Origin of the sequence: Variovorax flavidus, assembly GCF_030317145.1 — a bacterium.
In the GTDB taxonomy this organism is placed as follows: domain Bacteria; phylum Pseudomonadota; class Gammaproteobacteria; order Burkholderiales; family Burkholderiaceae_C; genus Variovorax; species Variovorax flavidus.
This window is the reverse complement of sequence record NZ_JASZYE010000001.1, coordinates 104,765-123,729: the sequence shown is the minus strand read 5'-3', so window position 1 is coordinate 123,729 and position 18,965 is coordinate 104,765. Positions and strand designations below refer to the sequence as shown.

Below are 18,965 nucleotides of genomic sequence, written 5' to 3'. Positions count from 1 at the left end.
CGGCGCACCGCCCCATTTTCACCGACTTGCGGCTGCCCGGATCAGCGGGTGGCCAGTTTCAGCTCGGCACCTGGTTTCCAGTTGTCGCCATCGGCCTTGGTTCGCACCGCGCCGAGGAAGAGTCGCTCGCTGGGCAACTTCTGCTCCAGCAGGTAGTCACGCACTGCGGCGCCACGGTCCACCGCCAGCTGCCGCATCGACTCCTCGTCGACGGCAATGCTGGCCATCAGCAGATCCTCCATCTCGCTCGTCGGCAAGTCCTTGGCCAGTCCGACCATGTTGCGCGGCTTCTTGACCTCGGATCGCTTGTAGGCAGCTGCCAGCAGCGCCGGGTATTCGGCATCGGTCAAGGGCGCCACCTCGGCGGCATCCTCGCCCGCACGGACCGAGGCCCGGCGCTTCTCGGCCTGGGCAAGCCGCCGGACTTGCTGACGCTGGTAAGCCTCCCGCTCCTTGTCGAGGCTGGACATGCCGATCACCGTCATCCGGAGGTTGGGCCGGTCGGTGAGTGCCTTGGCCACCTTGTCGAGGTTTTCCTTGGCTTCGGTCGAGAGTTCCGAACTGCCCGGCGCGAAGCCGACCACGCTCGACTCGCCGCCGCCGCCGAATCCGCCGGTCAGCAGGGCAAACGGAGCGGTGGCTGCCTTGGCGATCAGGTTGACGATCGCCTTGAGGATCAGCGGCCCGATGCTGAACTGCGGATCGTTGATCGATCCCCTGAGCGGCAGGTCGATGTCGATGACGCCGTTCCGATCGGCCAGCAGCGCCACGGCCAGGCGCACCGGCAGGCTGGCCGGGGCGCCCTCGACCTGTTCGCCGAACTGCAGCTGGTTGAGGATCACCCTGTTGGACGCCGTCAGCGTGCCGTCCGGCGCAATCTTGTAGTTGACGTCCATGCTCAGCTTGCCGCGCTCGATGCCATGGCCGGCGAAGCGCACCGAATAGGGCGAGAGCGGCGGAAGATCCAGCTCTCGCATCTTGGCCGTAATGTCCAGTTCGAGCGGCTTGACCAGCGGGTTGAGCTTGCCCGTGATTTCCAGCGAAGCAGTTTGTTGCGCCTTGCCGCGTAGCTCGAGGTCCGCCAGCGCAGGCTTGTCACCTTGCGGCTTGGACGAAAAGGCGCTCAGCTTGCCGGTCAGTTCGGTCAGGTCGGCCGAATAGTTGGGCTTGATGAACAGGTCGGAGAAGTCGATCTTGCCGTTGACCAGGCTCATCGGGCCGAAACTGATGACCGGGGCCGGACCTGAGGGCTCGGTCGGCGCCGCTGCGGCGACCGGCGCAGCCTTCGGGGGCTCTGCCGCGCCGCCGACCATGAGTTCGGCCGGCGGTGGCGGCGGCGCACCTCGCGTTCGTGCGGCCGGACGCCGGCTGGCGGTCGTCGTGTTCGTGCCGCCGAGGCTGCGTTTCGTCGTGACCTCGGGTGCCGGCGCGTCGGCAGACGCCGGGGCTGCCGCCTCCCCGGGCTTCTTCACCAGATAGAGAAGATTCAATCGGCCGGTCGGATCGATGATGACGCGGGCATAGAAATCGGTCAGCGCGGTCTCGCGCACATCGACCGCCAACGGAGCGCCCGGCTCCAGTTTCACCTGAACACCCCGGAGGCCCAGGGTCTTCCAGCTCAGCAATTGATTGTTTCGCGACAGGCCGGGCGCCTGGGTCAGCACAATGCTATTGGCACGGAAGTCGTCCACCGCGGTATCGCCGGCCAGCCGCAAGCTCATGCCCGCGGGCAAGGTCGCAAACTTGACCGTGCCGCGATAGCTCGCAAAGGCGCGGCGAATGTCGATGTTGAGCGCATCCGCGTAATAGGCTTTGAAGGCGTGGGCCGGCAGGGACGCGACCGTCAGCTTGCCTTCCGCCGAAACGGGCTTGAGCACCACGTTGCCGTCGTATTCGAACCGGCCTGGCTCCGCACGACCGGCGGCGATACGCCCCGACAGCTTGAGAGGAGACACGGTGGCGGTGTTCGGCGTGATCTTCTGCGCCTTGACGTTCAGGGCGCTGAGTTCGAAGGCCACCGGCGTGGCGCTGGCGTTGTCCTCATAAGAGAGTGCGCCGTTGTCGACGGCCACCGTGCCGATGGAAAGCTCCCATGGCTTGGTGTTCGCGCCCGCAGGCGCCTCGGCGGCCTTGGGATCCTTGGGCGCAGCGACCTTGGCGTCGGCCGTGCCGCTCTGGCTGCCGCCCGGAGGAGCCTTCAGCCAGCGCTCGAACATCCAGCGCTTTTCGTTGTCGCGCTCGATCCGGACCTTCGGGTTCGTCGCGGTGAAGGAGGCGATGGCGAGGGTGTGCTTCGTCATGTCGGCTTCGGCATCGGCGATTTCGAAGCGTCCCACGCTCGCCAGGGCGGTCTTGGCCTGCGTGAGCGCCAGGCCCTCGGCCACGACGTTGCGCGCCTTGAACTTCAGATCGGGCTTCGCCCACGCAACCTCGATCTGGCCGCTCAGCTTGCCGTCCAGGGTGGGCTCAAGGCTCTGGGCCAGGTACGGCGCCGCAAGCGACAGGGGCAGCGACGCAACTTCGGTCTGTACCTGGGCGACCTTGTCGGTCCCCTCCCCGCTGAACTTGATGGCCGCACCGCCAACGGAGGTCGAGCCGTTGAACTGCGCCGGCTTTTCCATTGGCCAGGTCACCGCGTGAACCTCTACCGCGAGATCCTTCACATCGATCGCCGCGGCCGGCTGGGTGGTCTGGTCCCGCCAGCCGACCGCACCGCCGGTCAGAGCCACCTTGTTGACCTGGATGCGCCATGGCTGGGGCTCCGCCGGCTTGGACGCAGCGTCGCCGTCCGGGGCGGGAATGCTTGCGGCCTTTTCCTGGGCGCCGGTGGCCCGGTCCGTCGCCAGCAGGTTGAGTTGGCCGCCCGCATCGCGTGCAACGACCAGGTCCGGCCCGGCCAAAGCCACCTCGCTGAGATGCACAACGCGCTCCAGCGGCCTGACGTCGGCCAAGGCGACCTGGAGTGAATCGAATCCCAGCAGATCGCGCGACTTGGAGTCCACCAACTGGATGCCGTGCGCCCCGATGGTGCCGGTGATCTTGAGCCCGGTCGTGGCAGCCTGCTCAAAATCGACCTTGAGGTCGGCATCGAGCTTGCCCGCCTTCAAGGCGACCGGCATGCCTCCTGGTATGTAGCCCAGATAGGGCACCAGGTCGAGGTCCTGAAAGCTCAGTTGGGCGTCGGTCTTGCGGTTGTCGGCAAAGGGTGTGGAGGACGCGGCGGAATCGAACTTGCTGCCGTTCAGGACGAAAGCCAGCCTCGGCTCGGTCTTGACCTCGCGCTGGGACGCCAGATTGCTGAGAAATGGGACGTTGAGGACGAAATCCCGGATCTCATGCGTGCGCTTGACCTTCTGATCCTCGAAATTGACCGAGCCGCCCGAAATGCCAATGTTGTAGATGGCGAAGCGCGGTGGCTCGCTCTTGGGCGCATCCGGCTTGGGCGCCAGCTTGGCGAGGATGTCGTCGATGTCGTACTTGCCGTCGGCCAGATGCGTCAGCCGGATCGCCGGCGATTCGATGGTGACTGCGTCGATCACGGGCGCCAGGCGCAGGATTGATTGCAGTTCGGCATCGGCATAGATCCGGCGGATCGCCACTTGCGGCCCGCTGCCGTCGGCCGTGGCGATTTGCAGGTCGTTCACCGCCACTTCGAGGGTCCAGGGCTTGAAGTCGATCTTGCCGACCGTGACCTGGCGGCCGAGCTTCTCGCTGGCGATCTTCTGGATCTGGTTCTTGGCGATCGGCGGCACGGCCAGCCAAGCGATAGCCCAGACGACCAGCAGGACCAGCAGCGTCACGACTCCACGCCGCACCCATTTGTTCTGTTTCAGCGAAGCAGCATTCATCGACGGGGAGTGTGCCCCAAACGCCGGTGGCTTCCCAGAAGCAAGAAAGCCCGGAGACCCGACGGAAAGTCCGGTCTCCGGGCTCGATGGCGGACGCAACGCCCATGCCATCTTTTCGCTCGACCGGAAGTTCAATCGTTCCGGTCATGCTGGCAGCAAGAGATTGCCACCGATGGGCCTCAGCCGCTGAACCTTCGGATTTCTCCTCCGGCTACTGGACCTTGGTGAAACGCCTGAAAAGCTCAGGCCCCCTCAGCCTAGGCGCGTCGCCAGGCGATTGCAAATGAGGTTTTCAATGGACCAGTTCGCCTCGATTCGCGAACTAATTCGAACATTTTTTACATCGAAATTAGAATAACAAACCAATTCATTATTCTTGACCGGGTATTTAGCCACTTCTAGAATGCCAGCTTCCCCGAGCCGCCAGACGCGGCCGGGCTCCCAGATCCGCTGCCGAGTTCCACCGGCTTTGATCAGGCTGCCGCGCCCTCCCCCTACCTTGCGCGGACCTGATTCGTACCAATCCAAGCGCCGTTGCCTTCTAGCTTCGCCCTCGTGGCGTCGTGATCAGGCGCCGCACAGAAAGGAAGAGCGATGAGACAGGCGTTTGATGCCACAGCCCGAGGGCTACGGACCTTTGCGTCCGACGTGGTGGACGGCTTCTTCGAAATCACCCACAACGGGTTTGCCCTGGTAGGGCTTGCCATCGTGTTCGCCGCGCTGGCCCTGGCCGCACGCCCGGACCTCCGGCAAACCGGCGAAGAGCAGCTCATGGGCTGGTTGCAGTCACGCAAGCCGCCGCCCGAGGTCAGCGACCTGGAGCCCACGGCCATCGAACGCACCACGGCGGCGAGCCCGCATGTCCTGCCCAAACAGCAGGCCGCGGTCGCCTATTGGCTCAGCAAGAAATACCGCGTGGCCGTCGAGCCCCTGAGCGTGCTGGTCGCCGAAGCCTTTGACCTGGGAAAGCGCACCAAGCTCGACCCCACACTCATCCTGGCCATCATGGCGGTCGAATCCAGCTTCAACCCGTTCGCCCAGAGCCAGGTCGGCGCCCAGGGCCTGATGCAGGTCATGACCCGCGTCCACGGCGAAAAGTACGAACCCGCCGGCGGTGCTCTCACGGCCTTCGACCCGGTGACCAACATGCGGGTCGGCGTCAAGGTGCTGCAGGAATGCATCGCCCGGGCCGGCTCGCTCGAAGGTGGCCTCCGTTATTACGTCGGCGCGGCCAACCTCAGCGACGATGGCGGCTACGCCGTCAAGGTGCTTGCCGAGCATGAGCGCCTGCGCCAGGTCGTCGGCGGCCGTGCGCCTTCCGTCAACACGCCTCCTTCCGTCGTGACTCCTCCCGCGCCGGGCACGCGTACGAACCCCGTGCCGGTCGCGGCGCCGGCCAAGCAGCCGAAGTCCGAGTTGCAGGAGGCGCAGGACGCGCCGCAGGAACGGCAGGCGCCGCAGGCCGCGCAGGATTCGCAGCATCTGGCGCTGCTCGCCCACTCATAGGCTTTTCAGGACGACGGCAATCGCCGTCGGCTACACTCGGCCAGCACGCGACTGGCGATAGGCGCAACCCTTTTCAGGTGCATTGCGCTGACGTGGACTACCACTGGGAAGCGTGCCGCCTGCGGACCCGAGCAGGTGTTCAGCCGTTCGCCTGGGCAGCCCTTGTTTGGTTGAAGAACAAGGACCATCGTCTTGAAGGACTGCCATGTACCACCGCAACATCCTGGTCGAACAGACCGATCCTGAAATCTTCGCCGCCATCCAGGCCGAGAACGCCCGCCAGGAACACCACATCGAGCTCATCGCGAGCGAAAACTACGCGTCGCCGGCCGTCATGGCCGCCCAAGGCTCGCAGCTCACTAATAAGTACGCCGAAGGCTATCCCGGCAAGCGCTACTACGGCGGCTGCGAACACGTCGACGTGGCCGAGCAGCTGGCCATCGATCGCGTCAAGCAACTCTTCGGCGCCGACGCCGCCAACGTGCAGCCCCATTGCGGCGCCTCCGCCAACGAAGCCGTCATGCTGGCCTTCCTGAAGCCCGGCGACACCATCATGGGCATGAGCCTGGCCGAAGGCGGCCACCTGACCCACGGCATGCCGCTCAACATGAGCGGCAAGTGGTTCAACGTCGTGAGCTACGGCCTGAACGACAAGGAAGAGATCGACTACGACGCGATGGAACGCAAGGCGCACGAATCGATGCCCAAGCTGATCATCGCGGGCGCCTCGGCCTACTCCCTGCGCATCGACTTCGAACGCTTCGCCAAGGTCGCCAAGGACGTCGGCGCGATCTTCATGGTCGACATCGCGCACTACGCCGGCCTCGTGGCCGCAGGCGTGTACCCCAACCCGGTGCCGCACGCCGACGTGGTCACCTCCACCACCCACAAGAGCCTGCGCGGCCCGCGCGGCGGCATCATCCTGATGAAGTCGCAGCACGAGAAGGCGATCAACAGCGCCATCTTCCCCGGCCTCCAGGGCGGTCCGCTGATGCACGTCATTGCCGCCAAGGCCGTCGCCTTCAAGGAAGCGCTCTCGCCCGAATTCAAGACCTACCAGCAACAGGTGGTCAAGAACGCCCAGATCGTGGCCGAGACGCTCACCGCGCGCGGCCTGCGCATCGTGAGCGGCCGTACCGAAAGCCACGTGATGCTGGTCGACCTGCGCGCCAAGGGCATCACCGGCAAGGAAGCCGAGGCCGTGCTGGGCGATGCGCACATGACCATCAACAAGAACGCGATCCCGAACGACCCCGAAAAGCCGATGGTCACCAGCGGCGTGCGCATCGGCACCCCGGCCATGACGACCCGCGGCTTCAAGGACGAGGAAGCCCGCGCGACGGCCAACCTGATCGCGGACGTGCTCGAGAACCCGCGCGACGCAGCCAACATCGAAGCGGTCCGCGCCAAGGTGCATGCGCTGACGAGCCGCTTCCCTGTCTACCGCTAAGCCGATGGCACGCACGCCCGGCATTGCGCATCCCCACGGCTCGATGCCGGGCGGAGTCGCCGCATGAAGTGCCCCTTCTGCGGCCACCTCGAAACGCAGGTCGTCGAAACCCGCATTTCGGAGGACGGCGACTTCGTACGGCGCCGGCGGCAATGCGGCGCCTGCGACAAGCGCTTCACCACCTACGAACGGCCGGACGTCAACTTCCCGGTCGTGGTGAAGAAGGATGGCAGCCGGGCTGACTTCGACGCGGGCAAGGTGCGGGCTTCGATGATGCTGGCCTTGCGCAAGCGGCCGGTCAGCATCGAGCAGATCGACAACGCGCTCCTGCGCATCGAGCAGAAGTTGCTGTCGAGCGGCTTGCGCGAGATCGACTCGACCAAGGTCGGCGAACTCGTAATGCGGGAGCTCAAGAAGCTGGACAAGGTCGCCTATGTGCGGTTTGCGTCGGTCTACCGGAGCTTCGAGGATGTGGACGAGTTCAGGCAGTTGCTGAGAGACATCTAGTCTGGCGCGACAGCTGTCTGACATTCTTGAATGTCCAGACACAATCGTGCGGAAACTTCGTCGGCGCGGTCGTTTCTTCCACTCATCGGGAAGCTCGCACCACAGGTCGCTTGGCATGGCGTCGAAGACGGGCTGGTGCCTAGCATCCGGCCGCCATGCCAACCTGTTGCCTCACCGCCCCGCGGCGACCTGCTGCCCTCTCCAGCGGCTTCAGTGCCGTCGAACTGCTGGTCGAGATCGCCATCGCCGCGCTTCTCATGGCGTTGGCGATGCCGAGCTTCGGAACGCTTGTCAGCCGCTACCGACTGCGGCATGCCGCCGACGACCTGAGCGCTGCAATCTACCTTGCACGGGCCGAAGCGTTGCGGCGTGGTGGCAACGTCACGCTGCGCGGGGCGACCGCGCCGGGATGCTCCGACGCCGACGACTGGAGCTGCGGATGGCTCGTGTTCGAGGATGCCGACAACGACGGCGTCCTCGCCCCTGACGAAAAACGCATCCAGGTCTGGCCGGCGCCCCGGGGCATCCTCGTGACGCCCAACTTCCCCAGAGCTTCGACCTACCTGAACATGAATCGCTGGGGCCGGTTCCAGAACTTGAGCGCATTCAGCTTCACGTTCAAATCGGCGGTTGACCGGGACGACGCCGCCGCGCGCGTCCTGTGCATGTCGGCCGGCGGTCGGATCCGAACCGGGGAAGGCGACAAATGCTGAAGCGCAGGCACTGTCGGCAGCGCGGCGCGACGCTGCTGGAATCGCTCGTTGCCATCGCGATCCTCGCCGTTGCCGTTCTCGGCATGCTTGGCGCCCAACTGCGAACGCTGGCGGAGACGCGAACCACTGTCCACCGCGCGCAGGCAGTGAGGCTCATCGAGGACTTCTCCGAGCGCATCAAGGCGAATCCGGAAGGCTTCCGGCAACTCGCGAACTACGTGACGGGCTGGGACGACCTCCCCGCGGCACTGGACTGCCGGTCGTCAACCTGCGACGCGCTCGCGCTCGCCCGTTGGGATAGCGCGATCTGGAAGCAGTCCGTTGCCGACGCGCTGCCCTTCGGCCGGGCGAAGGTCTTTGCATCGACCGACCTGAATGCCCCCGCCGCCGCGAGACAACTCGGTGTCGCGATCGCCTGGCGAGCCACCGGGCAACAGGCCCATGACACGCCCTCCCCCCTCGACCGCCCGGCAGCCGGAGTCTTCTGCCCGACCGGCCTGATCTGCCACTTCGCTCATGCCCAGCCCTGAATTCCGTGTGTCCGGGCGAGATCGCCAACGAGGACTGACCCTGGTCGAATTGCTGGTGGCCATGACCGTCGGCCTCATGGTGGTCGTTGCCGCCCTCGGCGCACTGACGCTGTCGCGCGCAGCTTCAGGTGACGTGAGCGACCTGAGCCAGCTGCAGCAGCAGGGCTCCTACGCACTGCATGTGATCGGCACGCAGTTTCGGTCTGCCGGCTCGGTTGACCCGGTGCAGGACGACGCCACCGGGCTTTTTGCGTTCGGCGAGCCTGCGGGTGTGGGCAGCGTCAACACCACGGTGTTCGGTGTCGAAGGAGGAACGGCGCCCGACAGCGTCTCCGTTGCCTTCGCCCCGGCGTCGACGGGCACCGCGGACCCCAGGCTTTCAGCGCAGTACGACTGCACCGGCACCCGTATGAATGAAGGCGATCGCGTCATCGCCACCTTCGAAGTGAGCGCGCAAGGGCAATTGAGGTGCGCAGGCATATCGCAAAAGGAACCAGTGATCGCCAACGTCGCGGACCTCCAGGTCAACTATCGGGTCGAGACCGAGGGCCGAGTCCAGATCATGGACGCCGACGCAGTCGAGGGCCGGAAGCTCTGGAGCGCGGTCACCGCCATTGAAGTCTGTCTCGATCTCCAGGGCGACGAGAGAAGCGCCGACTTTGACGACCTCTACAAGGCCTGCGGCAACACGGACAGACGCCGCGACGGCCGGGTGCATCTGGTCTTCCGCAATGTCTTTGCCTTGCGCACCCATTGAGACCGCCATGCACGCCCACCGCCCACGATCGCGCCAACGAGGCATTTCACTGTTCATCGTGCTCGTGATGGTGCTGCTGAGCACGCTGCTCGTGCTGGGATCGTCGCGCACGGCGCTGATCGGCGAAATGGCGGCTGGCCACGACAGCGATCACGAGCGCGCGCTCGAAGCAGCCCACGCCATGCTGCGCGACGCCGAGTTCGACATCACGGGCGAACACCCGGACGGTTCGCCCTGCGAGGCCTCCGCGTGTCGACCGAGAGGCGTCCTCGATGCATCGGCCGGCAAGGTGAGTTTCCCGACGACTGCCGGCGAGTTGCTGGATCTGCAGGCAGCCCTGGGCGCAATGAGTCCGTCGTGCGCAACTGCCATCTGTGTGGCCGACAAGGTGCCCGCTCAGTTCTGGACCGACAGGAAGACGCTGGACATCATGAAGAAAGTCGGCGCCTCCTACGGCGCCTACACCGGCGCGAATGCAAGCGACACGGGAAATCCGCTGCTCGCTTCGGGCGCCGGGCAGCGCGCCTGGTACTGGGTCGAAGTGCTGCCCTACGAGACGACGGCCGCGATCGCGGGAGGCCTCGCTGAGGACCTGGCGCCCGACAGCACAACGCCCTACGTCTATCGAATCACGGCAATCGCGCAGGGCCTCAGGGCAGCGACGCAAACAGTGCTCCAGACCACCCTGGTCCGGAAAAAGCGGAAATCCTGAGAGAGGAGGAAAAGTAGTGATGAACTCGAAACTCGTGCTCGCAAGCGCGGCGCTTCATGCTGCCGTCTCGAGCAGTGCGCAACCCGCGCTCCCGCCGGCGGATCCGCCGAAACCGGCTTTCGTCGTGACTTCGGTGCTTGCGAGTTCATCCTCGACCCATGCCGACTCCGCGCTCTTCGTCGCCGCATACAACCCCCGCGACTGGAGCGGAATGGTGACCGCCTATCGAATCCGACGGGAGACGGCCGCTGTGGATGGCGCCGGCCTGTGGGGCACGGTCGCGGACCCGGGACCGAAACGGCCGCATTCCACCGCGACGCTGATGGATGCACGCGACGGCCATTGGCCTGCGACCCGCCTCGTGCTCTCGGCCAGAACGCTGGGTGACGGTTCGCCAGCCACAGGCATTTCATGGGAATGGCCCGAGTTGTCGGAAGCCCAGAAAACTGCGCTCAAGACCGTCGATGGAGTGCTCGACACAAGCGCGACGGCAGAAGCCACGGCCCAGGATCGCATGGCGTACATCCGCGGCGACCGCACCAAGGAGAAAGCGGCTTCGCCCGCAGGCCCCTTCCGCACCCGCGCCTCTCGGCACGGCGACATCGTGAATTCAAGACTCTGGCATCTGGACGCCAGGCCGTCGAGCGGGTACAGACTGGAGGACTACGCGGGGTTCCGCGCCCACACGGCCTCGCGCACGCCGATGCTCTACGTCGGCGCGAACGACGGATTGCTTCACGGTTTCGATGCTCTTTCCGGCGAAGAGAAGATGGCCTACCTGCCCGAAGGCCTGCACGACAAACTCAGCGCGCTCACCAGTCCCGCGGCCAGCCACGCCTACTTCGTCGACGGCTCTCCGCTGAGCGCGGACCTGTATCTCGGCGCACCCGGCAGCCATGACGCATCCCAGTGGCGAACCTATCTCGCGGGCTTCCCTGGCGCAGGCGGCAAGGGCTATTTCGTGCTCGACGTGACCGATCCGCGCAAGTTCGCTCCCGCCCATGCGGCCAGTCTGGTCGTGCTGGATCGCACCGGCCCGGCCGGCATGGATCAGGATATGGGCCACATCCCGGGCGACCCGGCGACGGAACCCGGCGATCCGCAGATCAGCCGCCAGATCACGCGAATGAACAACGGCCGCTGGGCGCTGGTCATCGGCAATGGCTACGGAAGCACGGACGGAAAAGCCGTGCTGTTGATCCAATACCTGGACAGGGCCAAGGAACTGGTCAAGGTCGTGGCCGAATCGACGCCCGGACAGGGAAACGGCCTGTCAGCCGCTCGCCTGATCGACCTCGACGCCAACGGCACGACCGACGTGGCCTATGCAGGCGACCCTCACGGTAACCTCTGGAAGTTCGATCTGGTCGCGGCTTCAGCGAGCAAGTGGAAGGTAGCTTTCTCGGGTAAGCCGCTCTTCACCGCCCGAGACGGAGCAGGCGCAGCGCAGGCCATCACGTCGGCGCCGGTCTGGAAGGCACACCCCGAGGGTGGCTTGATGCTCGCCTTCGGCACCGGCCGCATGCCGACAGTTGCCGACCCGCCGGACAGCCAGGTGCAGACGGTCTACGGCATCCACGACGACACGCCGATCATTCGTCGCAAAGGCGCCGGACTCACACTCGGCGAGGGTCAGGGCACCATCACGGACGGGCGGGCCCGGCTCATACGCCGGACGGCCAGCGTCGATCCACGGACCGGCCTCGGAACGATCGCTTCCAAGCCCTCTTCCCTTCCCGACAACAAGGCGGCGCCCAGAGGCTGGCTCCTCGATCTTCCCGTGGCGCGTGAACGCGTGGTGCAAAACCCCGGTTGGTTCGAAGGCGACCTGATCGACGTCTGGAGCAGCGTCCCGCCCACCGGAAAAGGCGATCCGCCGGTGTCCGCGGCCCGAAGCTACCGCAATACCCTGAACATCTTCACCGGAGCAGCGCCGACATCGCAGCTGTATTCACAGGCCCCGGCGTTGGCTCCCGACCAGCCGTTTCGCGCGGAGACCAGGCCCAGCGCGCGCATTCGAAACGGCAGCCAGGAACTGAGCGCTTCCCCACCAGGGATGCCGACGCCGCCGGCGATCAACCGCCTTGGCATGATCACGAAACGCGCCAGCTGGCGCCAACTGCAATGAGCACCACCGGCCAGCGGCAGGCGGGCTTCACGCTGATGGAGATCATCCTCGTAGTCGCCATCGTTGCCATCCTCGCGGGCCTCGCCCTTCCGAACTTCCAGGAGCATCTTCGACGCGGCAAGCGTTCGGACGCCCGGCTCGGCCTTCTGAGGGCCGCACACTGGCTGGAGCGGGCCGCGACTGCCGCCGGGCGCTATCCGGTCGACGCAGCCGACTTTCCCGACATGCTGAAGTCGGTGCCTTCCGGCCACTACGCCATTCAATTCGAGCCCGCCGATGCCCAGGGCAGCGGCTACACTTTGACCGCCATCCCCCAAGGCGACCAGGCCGCCGACCGATGCGGCGGCTTCACGCTCGGCCAGACGGGCCTTCGGGGACTTGCATCCGCCAGCGCTTCGGACGATCTCAAGGCAGAGTGCTGGAACCGCTGAAAGTCAGACCCTGAGTACGACCCCATCCGTGTCCCCCAGCCCGACCATTTCCGCCAATGAGGCGATGACCCTCGCCTTGTCACTCGCCCGCGCGGCCAGTACGACGGCGCCTCCGAATCCGGCGGTCGGCTGCGTGATCCTCGCGTCGGACGGCCGCGTCCTTGGCACCGGCCAGACGCAACGCGCGGGTGGCGCGCATGCCGAAGTCATGGCCTTGCGTGACGCCGCGGCGCACGGAGCGCCGGTGACTGGTGCGACAGCTTTCGTCACCCTGGAGCCCTGCTCGCACCACGGCCGCACCGGCCCCTGTTGCGATGCGCTGATCGCGGCCGGGATCTGGAAGGTCGTGGCGTCGATCGCGGACCCGAATCCGCTGGTCGGCGGCCAGGGCTTCGAGCGCCTGCGCGCAGCCGGCGTCGAAGTCGAGATCGGGCCCGGCGCTGACGAAGCGCGCCAGGTCAACATCGGCTTCTTCAGCCGAATGATCCGCAAGACGCCCTGGGTGCGCCTGAAGGCTGCGGCGTCTCTCGACGGCAAGACCGCCCTCGAGAACGGCACCAGCCAATGGATCACCTCCGAAGCTGCGCGTACCGACGGGCACGCCTGGCGGGCACGCGCCGGCGCGATCCTGACCGGCGTCGGCACGGTTATCGAGGACAACCCGCGCCTGGACGTGCGGCTCGTCGAAACACAGCGTCAGCCGCCCCTGGTGATCGTCGACAGCCATCTGCAGACACCGCCGGACGCACGCCTTTTCGACATCGACCGCAAGGTCTGGATCTACGGCGCCGTCCGCGACGAACCCAAGGCGGCGGCGCTGGAAGCACGCGGCGCCACGGTGACCTGCCTGCCCAACCCCCACCGCAAGGTCGACCTGGCCGCGCTGTTGCGCGACCTCGCCGCGCGCGAAGTCAACGATCTCCACGTCGAGGCGGGCCACAAGCTCAATGGTTCGCTGATGCGCGAGGGCCTGGTCGATGAACTGCTGCTGTACCTGGCGCCCAAGGTCATCGGCGACGGCCTCGGCATCGCGAGCCAGCCCCATGCGAGCGGCACGCTCACCGAACTGAGCGCCGCGCTGGCGCTCGAATTCCAGTCCTGCGAGCCCGTCGGACCCGACCTGCGGATCGTGGCGCGGGTGGCCGGCCGGGACCGCTTTTAGGGTTCGCCCGCAGGCGTCGCCCCATCTCTGCGAAAATGCGGAGATGTTCACCGGAATCATCACCGGCGTGGGGCGCATCGCCGCCGTCCACGACCTCGGCAGCTCTTCATCCCACGGCAAGCGGCTCAGCATCGCAGTGCCTGACGGCTATCTCGACGACGTGGGTCTCGGTGACAGCATTGCGCTCAACGGCGCGTGCATGACCGTCACCACGCTCGACCCCGCACAGCGGCTCTTCACCATCGACATCTCGGCCGAATCGCTCGACAAGACGGCCGGCCTGTCGGAAGAAGCGACACGCGTCAATCTCGAGAAGGCCCTGCGCGCCAGCGACCGGCTGGGCGGACACATCGTGTCCGGCCACGTCGATGGCATCGGCACCGTCAGCCGCTTCGAGCCGGTCGGCGAAAGCTGGGAGCTGCGCGTGCTCGCGCCGCCGGCTCTCGCGCGCTTCCTGGCCTACAAGGGTTCGATCACCATCAACGGCGTCAGCCTCACGGTCAACAGCGTGAGCGACAACCCGCAGGGCAGCGAAGTCAGCATCAACCTGATTCCCCACACGGTCGAGAACACGGCGCTCGGCAGCCTGAAGCAAGGCAGCCGCGTCAACCTCGAGATCGACACCGTCGCGCGCTATGTGGAGCGCATGCTCCAGGCCGGCGCCATTCCATTGCCACAGAAAGACAGTTCCTCATGAACGCATCCGTCACGCCGATCGGCGCCTCGCGCAACGGCCGTGCGCCGGCGCCGATTTCCCCGGTCGAAGAGATCGTGTCCGAGCTGCGGGCCGGCCGCATGGTGATCCTCGTCGACGAGGAGGATCGCGAGAACGAGGGCGACATCGTCCTCGCCGCCGATCACGTCACGCCCGAGGCCATCAATTTCATGGCGCGCCATGCCCGCGGCCTGATCTGCCTCACGCTGTCGCGCGAGATGTGCGAGCGGCTGCAGCTTCCGCCGATGGTCGCGCGCAACGGCGCCAAGCATTCGACGGCGTTCACCGTGTCGATCGAGGCGGCCGAGGGCGTGACCACCGGCATCTCCGCCGCAGACCGCTCGCGCACCGTGCAGGCTGCGGTGGCGCCCAATGCGGTCGCAGCCGACCTCGTCCAGCCCGGTCACATCTTTCCCCTGCAAGCGGTCGACGGTGGCGTGCTCATGCGCGCCGGCCACACCGAAGCTGGCTGCGACCTGGCCGCCATGGCCGGCTGCTCGCCATCCGCCGTGATCTGCGAAGTCATGAACGAAGACGGCACGATGGCACGGCTGCCTGACCTGCAGCTCTTCGCCGCCGAGCACGGCATCAAGATCGGTACCATCGCCGCCCTGATCGAGCACCGCAGCCGCACCGAATCGCTGATCGAGAAGGTCGGCTGCCGTGAGATCCAGACCGCGTGGGGCCCGTTCACCGCGCACGCCTTCAAGGACAAGCCCAGCAACGGAGTCCACCTGGCCCTGGTGCGCGGCAAATGGAATGCGGCCGACACGGTGGACGTGCGCGTCCACGAGCCGCTGTCGGTGCTCGACGCGCTGGAACTCAACCGCTCCATGCACTCCTGGAGCCTCGATGCCAGCCTTGCCCATCTTGCGGCCGAAGGCAAAGGCGTCGCCGTGCTGCTGAACTGCGGCGAAACCGGCGCCGAGCTGCTGTCGCAATTCGACGGCACCGCTCGCCCGGCACAGGCACCGGAACGCGGCCGCATGGACCTGCGCAGCTACGGCATCGGCGCGCAGATCCTGCGCGAATGCGGCGTTCACAGGATGAACCTCCTGGGCACGCCGCGCCGCATGCCCAGCATGGCGGCAGGCTACGGCCTGGAGATCGCCGGCTACATCACGAAAGACGAGAACTGATGCAACACGCAAACAAGGGCAGCGACGTCGCGCTCAACGGCACCGGCCTGCGCATCGGCATCGTCCAGGCGCGCTTCAATGAGGACATCACCGATGCGCTGGCCAAGGCCTGCCGCACCGAACTCGCGGCGCTGGGCGTCGCCGAAGCCGACATCGATCACCTGAGCGTGCCCGGCGCGCTCGAAGTGCCGGTCGCGCTGCAAGCGCTGGCCGAGCGCAACCGCTACCACGCACTGGTCGCGCTCGGCTGCATCATCCGCGGCGAGACCTACCACTTCGAATTGGTGGCCAACGAATCGGGCGCGAGCGTGAGCCGCCTGGCGCTGGACTACCGCATCCCGATCGCCAACGCGATCCTCACCACCGAAAACCTCGAACAGGCCATCGCGCGACAGACCGACAAGGGCCGCGATGCAGCACGTGTCGCAGTCGAGATGGCGCAACTGCTCGCCACCCTTTCATGACCGAAGACACCAAAGCATCCAGCGGCAAGCCGCGCCAGACCCGCACCGGGCTCACCAGCACAGGCGTGCGCAAGGCATCGGCCAAGTCGACGCGCAGCCGTGCACGCGAGTTCGCCGTGCAGGCGCTCTACCAGCATCTCGTGGGCCGCAACGACGCCGAGTCGATCGACCAGTTCACACGCGATCTCGCTGGCTTCCACAAGGCCGACGCGGCGCACTACGACGCGTTGCTGCACGGCTCGATCGAGGCGGCGGACCAGCTCGACGCCCTGATCGTCCCCCTGCTCGACCGCAAGCTCGAGGAAATCTCGCCGATCGAGCATGCGGTGATGTGGATCGGCGTATACGAATTCCAGAACTGCCTCGACGTGCCCTGGCGCGTGGTGCTCAACGAGTGCATCGAGCTTGCCAAGGAATTCGGTGGCACCGATGGCCACAAGTATGTGAATGCCGTGCTCAACGGGCTTGCGCCTCAGTTGCGCGCTGCAGAGGTCGAAGCCGATCGTGCCAGCGGGAAGGCGAAGCCATGAGGATCTCGCAGCGCGCGGAGCGCATCGAGCCGTTTTACGTGATGGAGGTCGCCAAGGCTGCCTCCAGGCTCGCACGCGAGGTCGCGCACACCGATCGGCCGATGATCTTCCTGAACATCGGCGAACCGGACTTCACCGCGCCCCCGCTGGTTCAGGAGGCTGCCGCACGCGCCGTGCGCGCGGGCGCCACGCAGTACACGCAGGCCACGGGGCTCGACCATCTGCGTGAGCGCATCAGCGGCTGGTATGCCCAGCGCTTCGGCGTCGACGTGCCGGCACGGCGCATCGTCATCACGGCCGGCGCATCGGCCGCATTGCAGCTCGCCTGCCTGGCGCTGATCGAAGCCGGCGACGAGATGCTGCTGCCCGACCCCAGCTATCCGTGCAACCGCCATTTCGTGACCGCAGCCGATGGCCGCGCCGTGCTGGTGCCGACCACCGCCGCCGAGCGTTTCCAGCTCAGCGCCGCCAAGGTCGAGGCCGCATGGACCGACCGCACGCGCGGCGTACTGCTGGCGTCGCCGTCGAATCCGACCGGCACCTCGATCGCGCCCGATGAACTGCGACGCATCCACGAGGTCGTGTCGCGCCGCGGCGGCATCACGATGATCGACGAGATCTACCTCGGCCTGTCCTACGACGATGCCTTCGGCCAGACCGCGCTCGCCATCGACGATCAGGTCATCAGCATCAACAGCTTCAGCAAGTACTTCAATATGACAGGCTGGCGCCTGGGCTGGCTGGTGGTGCCCGACGCGCTGGTGCCGGCGGTCGAGCGACTGGCGCAAAACCTCTTCATCTGCGCGAGCACGGTGTCGCAATACGCCGCCCTCGCCTGCTTCGAGGCCGACAGCATTGCCGAGTACGAGCGCCGCCGCGCGGAGTTCAAGGCGCGGCGCGACTGGTTCATTCCACAACTCAACGCGCTCGGCCTCCAGGTGCCGGTGATGCCCGACGGCGCCTTCTACGCCTGGGCCGACTGCAGTTCGTTCGCGGAAAAGCTCGGCATCGCCGGCAGCTGGGATTTCGCCTTCGAGGCCATGAAGCAGGCGCACGTCGCCGTCACGCCGGGTCGCGATTTCGGCTCGGCCGAGACCGGACGCTTCGTCCGCTTCTCGACGGCGAGTTCGATGGCGCACCTCGAAGAATCGGTCGCGCGGCTGCGTGCCTGGGCGGAAGCGGCCGTTCCCGCATGAGCTTCGCGCTGCCTGTTCGCGTCTACTGGGAAGACACCGATGCCGGCGGCATCGTGTTCTACGCCAACTATCTCAAGTTCATGGAGCGCGCCCGCACCGAGTGGCTGCGCTCGCTGGGCATCGCGCAAGGCAAGCTGCGCGAAGAGACGGGCGGCATCTTCGTGGTCAGCGAGACGCAGCTCAAGTACCACCGCCCGGCGCGGCTCGACGACGAACTGCTCGTTACAGCCGAGCTGCGCCAGATCGGCTCCGCGTCATTGATAATCGCGCAGCGCGTGCTATCAAAATCAGAGCAATCGGCCGATGAAGGCGTTGCTGCCGCCGAAGGCAGCCTGCTGTGCGAAGGCACGATCCGCATCGGCTGGGTCAATGCCGACACACTGCGGCCCGCGCGCATTCCTGGCCAAGTTTCGGGAACCCTCGAGCGCTACGCCGGCTCCATGTCTCAACCCCTCAAGCCATGAATCAAGACCTGTCGATCCTTTCCCTGCTGCTGCACGCCAGCCTTCCTGTGCAGCTCGTGGTGCTGCTCCTCATCATCGTGTCCGTCGCAAGCTGGGCCGCGATCTTCCGCAAGTACTTCTCCCTCAAGCGCACGCGCTCGCTCAACGATGACTTCGAGCGTGATTTCTGGTCGGGCACCAGCCTGAACGAGCTGTTTTCCTCCGCCGCGCAGAACGCCAAGTTCGCGGGCCCGATGGAGCGCATCTTCGCCTCCGGCATGCGCGAGTACCAGAAGCTGCGCGAGCGCCACGTGTCGGACACCGGCACCCTGCTCGACGGCGCACGCCGCGCGATGCGGGCGAGCTTCCAGCGCGAACTGGACGCGGTCGAGCAGAACCTCTCCTTCCTCGCCACCGTCGGCTCGGTCTCGCCTTACGTCGGCCTCTTCGGCACGGTGTGGGGGATCATGCATGCCTTCACTGGCCTGGCCGCGCTGGCACAAGTCACGCTGTCCACCGTGGCGCCCGGCATTGCCGAAGCGCTGGTCGCTACCGCGATCGGCCTCTTCGCCGCCATCCCGGCCGTGGTCGCCTACAACCGCTTCGCCCGGGAGATCGACAAGATCGCCATTGCGCTGGAAACCTTCATCGAAGAGTTCTCGAACATCCTGCAGCGCAACCTGACGGCCCACGTCAACCCGACGTCCGTCACCCCGGCCACGGGCCGCTGAAGC

Annotated in this window: 18 protein-coding genes and 1 riboswitch; of the genes, 17 read left to right on the top strand and 1 reads right to left on the bottom strand. The window is 66.2% G+C overall.

The genetic code is table 11. From position 1 onward, the window contains the following. Positions 1-41: 41 nt before the first annotated feature. The gene (locus QTH90_RS00605) at positions 42-3,848 is read right to left on the bottom strand and encodes a DUF748 domain-containing protein (RefSeq protein ID WP_286662615.1); all 3,807 of its coding nucleotides are present in this window, start codon (positions 3,846-3,848) and stop codon (positions 42-44) included. Positions 3,849-4,442: 594 nt separating this feature from the next. Between QTH90_RS00605 and QTH90_RS00600 the strand changes: the two genes are divergently transcribed. From QTH90_RS00600 to tolQ, 17 genes are all read left to right on the top strand, one after another. Further along, a complete protein-coding gene (locus tag QTH90_RS00600) occupies positions 4,443-5,354 on the top strand; it encodes a transglycosylase SLT domain-containing protein (protein ID WP_286662614.1) in 912 nt (303 codons plus the stop codon). 37 nt (positions 5,355-5,391) lie between these two features. Further along, positions 5,392-5,518: riboswitch (ZMP/ZTP riboswitch) on the top strand. Between the two features lie 41 nt (positions 5,519-5,559). Next, positions 5,560-6,804, top strand: a complete 1,245-nt coding sequence (gene glyA / locus QTH90_RS00595; protein ID WP_286662613.1) for a serine hydroxymethyltransferase — start codon at positions 5,560-5,562, stop codon at positions 6,802-6,804. A gap of 63 nt (positions 6,805-6,867) precedes the next feature. Beyond that, entirely contained in the window at positions 6,868-7,311 is a 444-nt protein-coding gene (nrdR, locus tag QTH90_RS00590; protein ID WP_286662612.1) for a transcriptional regulator NrdR, read from the top strand. 155 nt (positions 7,312-7,466) lie between these two features. After that, entirely contained in the window at positions 7,467-8,024 is a 558-nt protein-coding gene (locus QTH90_RS00585; RefSeq protein WP_286662611.1) for a GspH/FimT family pseudopilin, read from the top strand. Beyond that, complete coding sequence (gene pilV / locus QTH90_RS00580) at positions 8,018-8,554, top strand: type IV pilus modification protein PilV (protein WP_286662610.1); 537 nt, start codon at positions 8,018-8,020, stop codon at positions 8,552-8,554. Before QTH90_RS00585 ends, pilV begins: the two co-directional genes overlap by 7 nt. Next, positions 8,541-9,311, top strand: a complete 771-nt coding sequence (locus tag QTH90_RS00575) for a PilW family protein (RefSeq protein ID WP_286662609.1) — start codon at positions 8,541-8,543, stop codon at positions 9,309-9,311. Before pilV ends, QTH90_RS00575 begins: the two co-directional genes overlap by 14 nt. Before the next feature lie 7 nt (positions 9,312-9,318). Then, the gene (locus QTH90_RS00570; RefSeq protein WP_286662608.1) at positions 9,319-10,023 is read left to right on the top strand and encodes a pilus assembly PilX family protein; all 705 of its coding nucleotides are present in this window, start codon (positions 9,319-9,321) and stop codon (positions 10,021-10,023) included. Positions 10,024-10,042: 19 nt separating this feature from the next. Continuing rightward, a complete protein-coding gene (locus QTH90_RS00565; RefSeq protein WP_286662607.1) occupies positions 10,043-12,151 on the top strand; it encodes a pilus assembly protein in 2,109 nt (702 codons plus the stop codon). Next, the gene (locus QTH90_RS00560) at positions 12,148-12,582 is read left to right on the top strand and encodes a type IV pilin protein (protein ID WP_286662606.1); all 435 of its coding nucleotides are present in this window, start codon (positions 12,148-12,150) and stop codon (positions 12,580-12,582) included. The genes QTH90_RS00565 and QTH90_RS00560 overlap by 4 nt, the downstream gene beginning before the upstream one ends. A 64-nt stretch (positions 12,583-12,646) precedes the next feature. Further along, positions 12,647-13,744: a bifunctional diaminohydroxyphosphoribosylaminopyrimidine deaminase/5-amino-6-(5-phosphoribosylamino)uracil reductase RibD gene (gene ribD / locus QTH90_RS00555; RefSeq protein WP_286662605.1), complete on the top strand. Its 1,098-nt coding sequence runs from the start codon at positions 12,647-12,649 to the stop codon at positions 13,742-13,744. Positions 13,745-13,787: 43 nt separating this feature from the next. After that, positions 13,788-14,441 carry a riboflavin synthase gene (locus QTH90_RS00550; protein ID WP_286662604.1) on the top strand — a complete coding sequence of 218 codons (654 nt, stop codon included), beginning with the start codon at positions 13,788-13,790 and terminating at the stop codon, positions 14,439-14,441. Further along, entirely contained in the window at positions 14,438-15,598 is a 1,161-nt protein-coding gene (gene ribBA / locus QTH90_RS00545) for a bifunctional 3,4-dihydroxy-2-butanone-4-phosphate synthase/GTP cyclohydrolase II (protein WP_286662603.1), read from the top strand. Before QTH90_RS00550 ends, ribBA begins: the two co-directional genes overlap by 4 nt. Next, on the top strand, positions 15,598-16,062 hold the full coding sequence (gene ribH / locus QTH90_RS00540; RefSeq protein ID WP_286662602.1) for a 6,7-dimethyl-8-ribityllumazine synthase: 465 nt from the start codon (positions 15,598-15,600) through the stop codon (positions 16,060-16,062). The genes ribBA and ribH overlap by 1 nt, the downstream gene beginning before the upstream one ends. Next, complete coding sequence (gene nusB, locus QTH90_RS00535) at positions 16,059-16,592, top strand: transcription antitermination factor NusB (protein ID WP_286662601.1); 534 nt, start codon at positions 16,059-16,061, stop codon at positions 16,590-16,592. The genes ribH and nusB overlap by 4 nt, the downstream gene beginning before the upstream one ends. Next, positions 16,589-17,788, top strand: coding sequence for a pyridoxal phosphate-dependent aminotransferase (locus QTH90_RS00530; protein ID WP_286662600.1), 1,200 nt, complete (start codon positions 16,589-16,591; stop codon positions 17,786-17,788). Before nusB ends, QTH90_RS00530 begins: the two co-directional genes overlap by 4 nt. Beyond that, the gene (gene ybgC, locus QTH90_RS00525; protein WP_286662599.1) at positions 17,785-18,252 is read left to right on the top strand and encodes a tol-pal system-associated acyl-CoA thioesterase; all 468 of its coding nucleotides are present in this window, start codon (positions 17,785-17,787) and stop codon (positions 18,250-18,252) included. The genes QTH90_RS00530 and ybgC overlap by 4 nt, the downstream gene beginning before the upstream one ends. Continuing rightward, entirely contained in the window at positions 18,249-18,962 is a 714-nt protein-coding gene (gene tolQ, locus QTH90_RS00520; protein WP_286662598.1) for a protein TolQ, read from the top strand. Before ybgC ends, tolQ begins: the two co-directional genes overlap by 4 nt. The last annotated feature ends 3 nt before the right edge of the window (positions 18,963-18,965 follow it).

Bases quoted from the DNA above. Each gene is read 5' to 3' on its own strand.
- QTH90_RS00560 (WP_286662606.1), top strand. From the start codon at position 12,148: ATGAGCACCACCGGCCAGCGGCAGGCGGGCTTCACGCTGATGGAGATC.
- QTH90_RS00570 (WP_286662608.1), top strand. From the start codon at position 9,319: ATGCACGCCCACCGCCCACGATCGCGCCAACGAGGCATTTCACTGTTC.
- QTH90_RS00605 (WP_286662615.1), bottom strand. From the start codon at position 3,848: ATGAATGCTGCTTCGCTGAAACAGAACAAATGGGTGCGGCGTGGAGTC.
- ribH (WP_286662602.1), top strand. From the start codon at position 15,598: ATGCAACACGCAAACAAGGGCAGCGACGTCGCGCTCAACGGCACCGGC.
- tolQ (WP_286662598.1), top strand. From the start codon at position 18,249: ATGAATCAAGACCTGTCGATCCTTTCCCTGCTGCTGCACGCCAGCCTT.
- QTH90_RS00575 (WP_286662609.1), top strand. From the start codon at position 8,541: ATGCCCAGCCCTGAATTCCGTGTGTCCGGGCGAGATCGCCAACGAGGA.
- ribD (WP_286662605.1), top strand. From the start codon at position 12,647: ATGACCCTCGCCTTGTCACTCGCCCGCGCGGCCAGTACGACGGCGCCT.
- glyA (WP_286662613.1), top strand. From the start codon at position 5,560: ATGTACCACCGCAACATCCTGGTCGAACAGACCGATCCTGAAATCTTC.
- nusB (WP_286662601.1), top strand. From the start codon at position 16,059: ATGACCGAAGACACCAAAGCATCCAGCGGCAAGCCGCGCCAGACCCGC.
- QTH90_RS00600 (WP_286662614.1), top strand. From the start codon at position 4,443: ATGAGACAGGCGTTTGATGCCACAGCCCGAGGGCTACGGACCTTTGCG.
- QTH90_RS00530 (WP_286662600.1), top strand. From the start codon at position 16,589: ATGAGGATCTCGCAGCGCGCGGAGCGCATCGAGCCGTTTTACGTGATG.
- ribBA (WP_286662603.1), top strand. From the start codon at position 14,438: ATGAACGCATCCGTCACGCCGATCGGCGCCTCGCGCAACGGCCGTGCG.
- QTH90_RS00550 (WP_286662604.1), top strand. From the start codon at position 13,788: ATGTTCACCGGAATCATCACCGGCGTGGGGCGCATCGCCGCCGTCCAC.
- nrdR (WP_286662612.1), top strand. From the start codon at position 6,868: ATGAAGTGCCCCTTCTGCGGCCACCTCGAAACGCAGGTCGTCGAAACC.
- QTH90_RS00565 (WP_286662607.1), top strand. From the start codon at position 10,043: ATGAACTCGAAACTCGTGCTCGCAAGCGCGGCGCTTCATGCTGCCGTC.
- QTH90_RS00585 (WP_286662611.1), top strand. From the start codon at position 7,467: ATGCCAACCTGTTGCCTCACCGCCCCGCGGCGACCTGCTGCCCTCTCC.
- ybgC (WP_286662599.1), top strand. From the start codon at position 17,785: ATGAGCTTCGCGCTGCCTGTTCGCGTCTACTGGGAAGACACCGATGCC.
- pilV (WP_286662610.1), top strand. From the start codon at position 8,018: ATGCTGAAGCGCAGGCACTGTCGGCAGCGCGGCGCGACGCTGCTGGAA.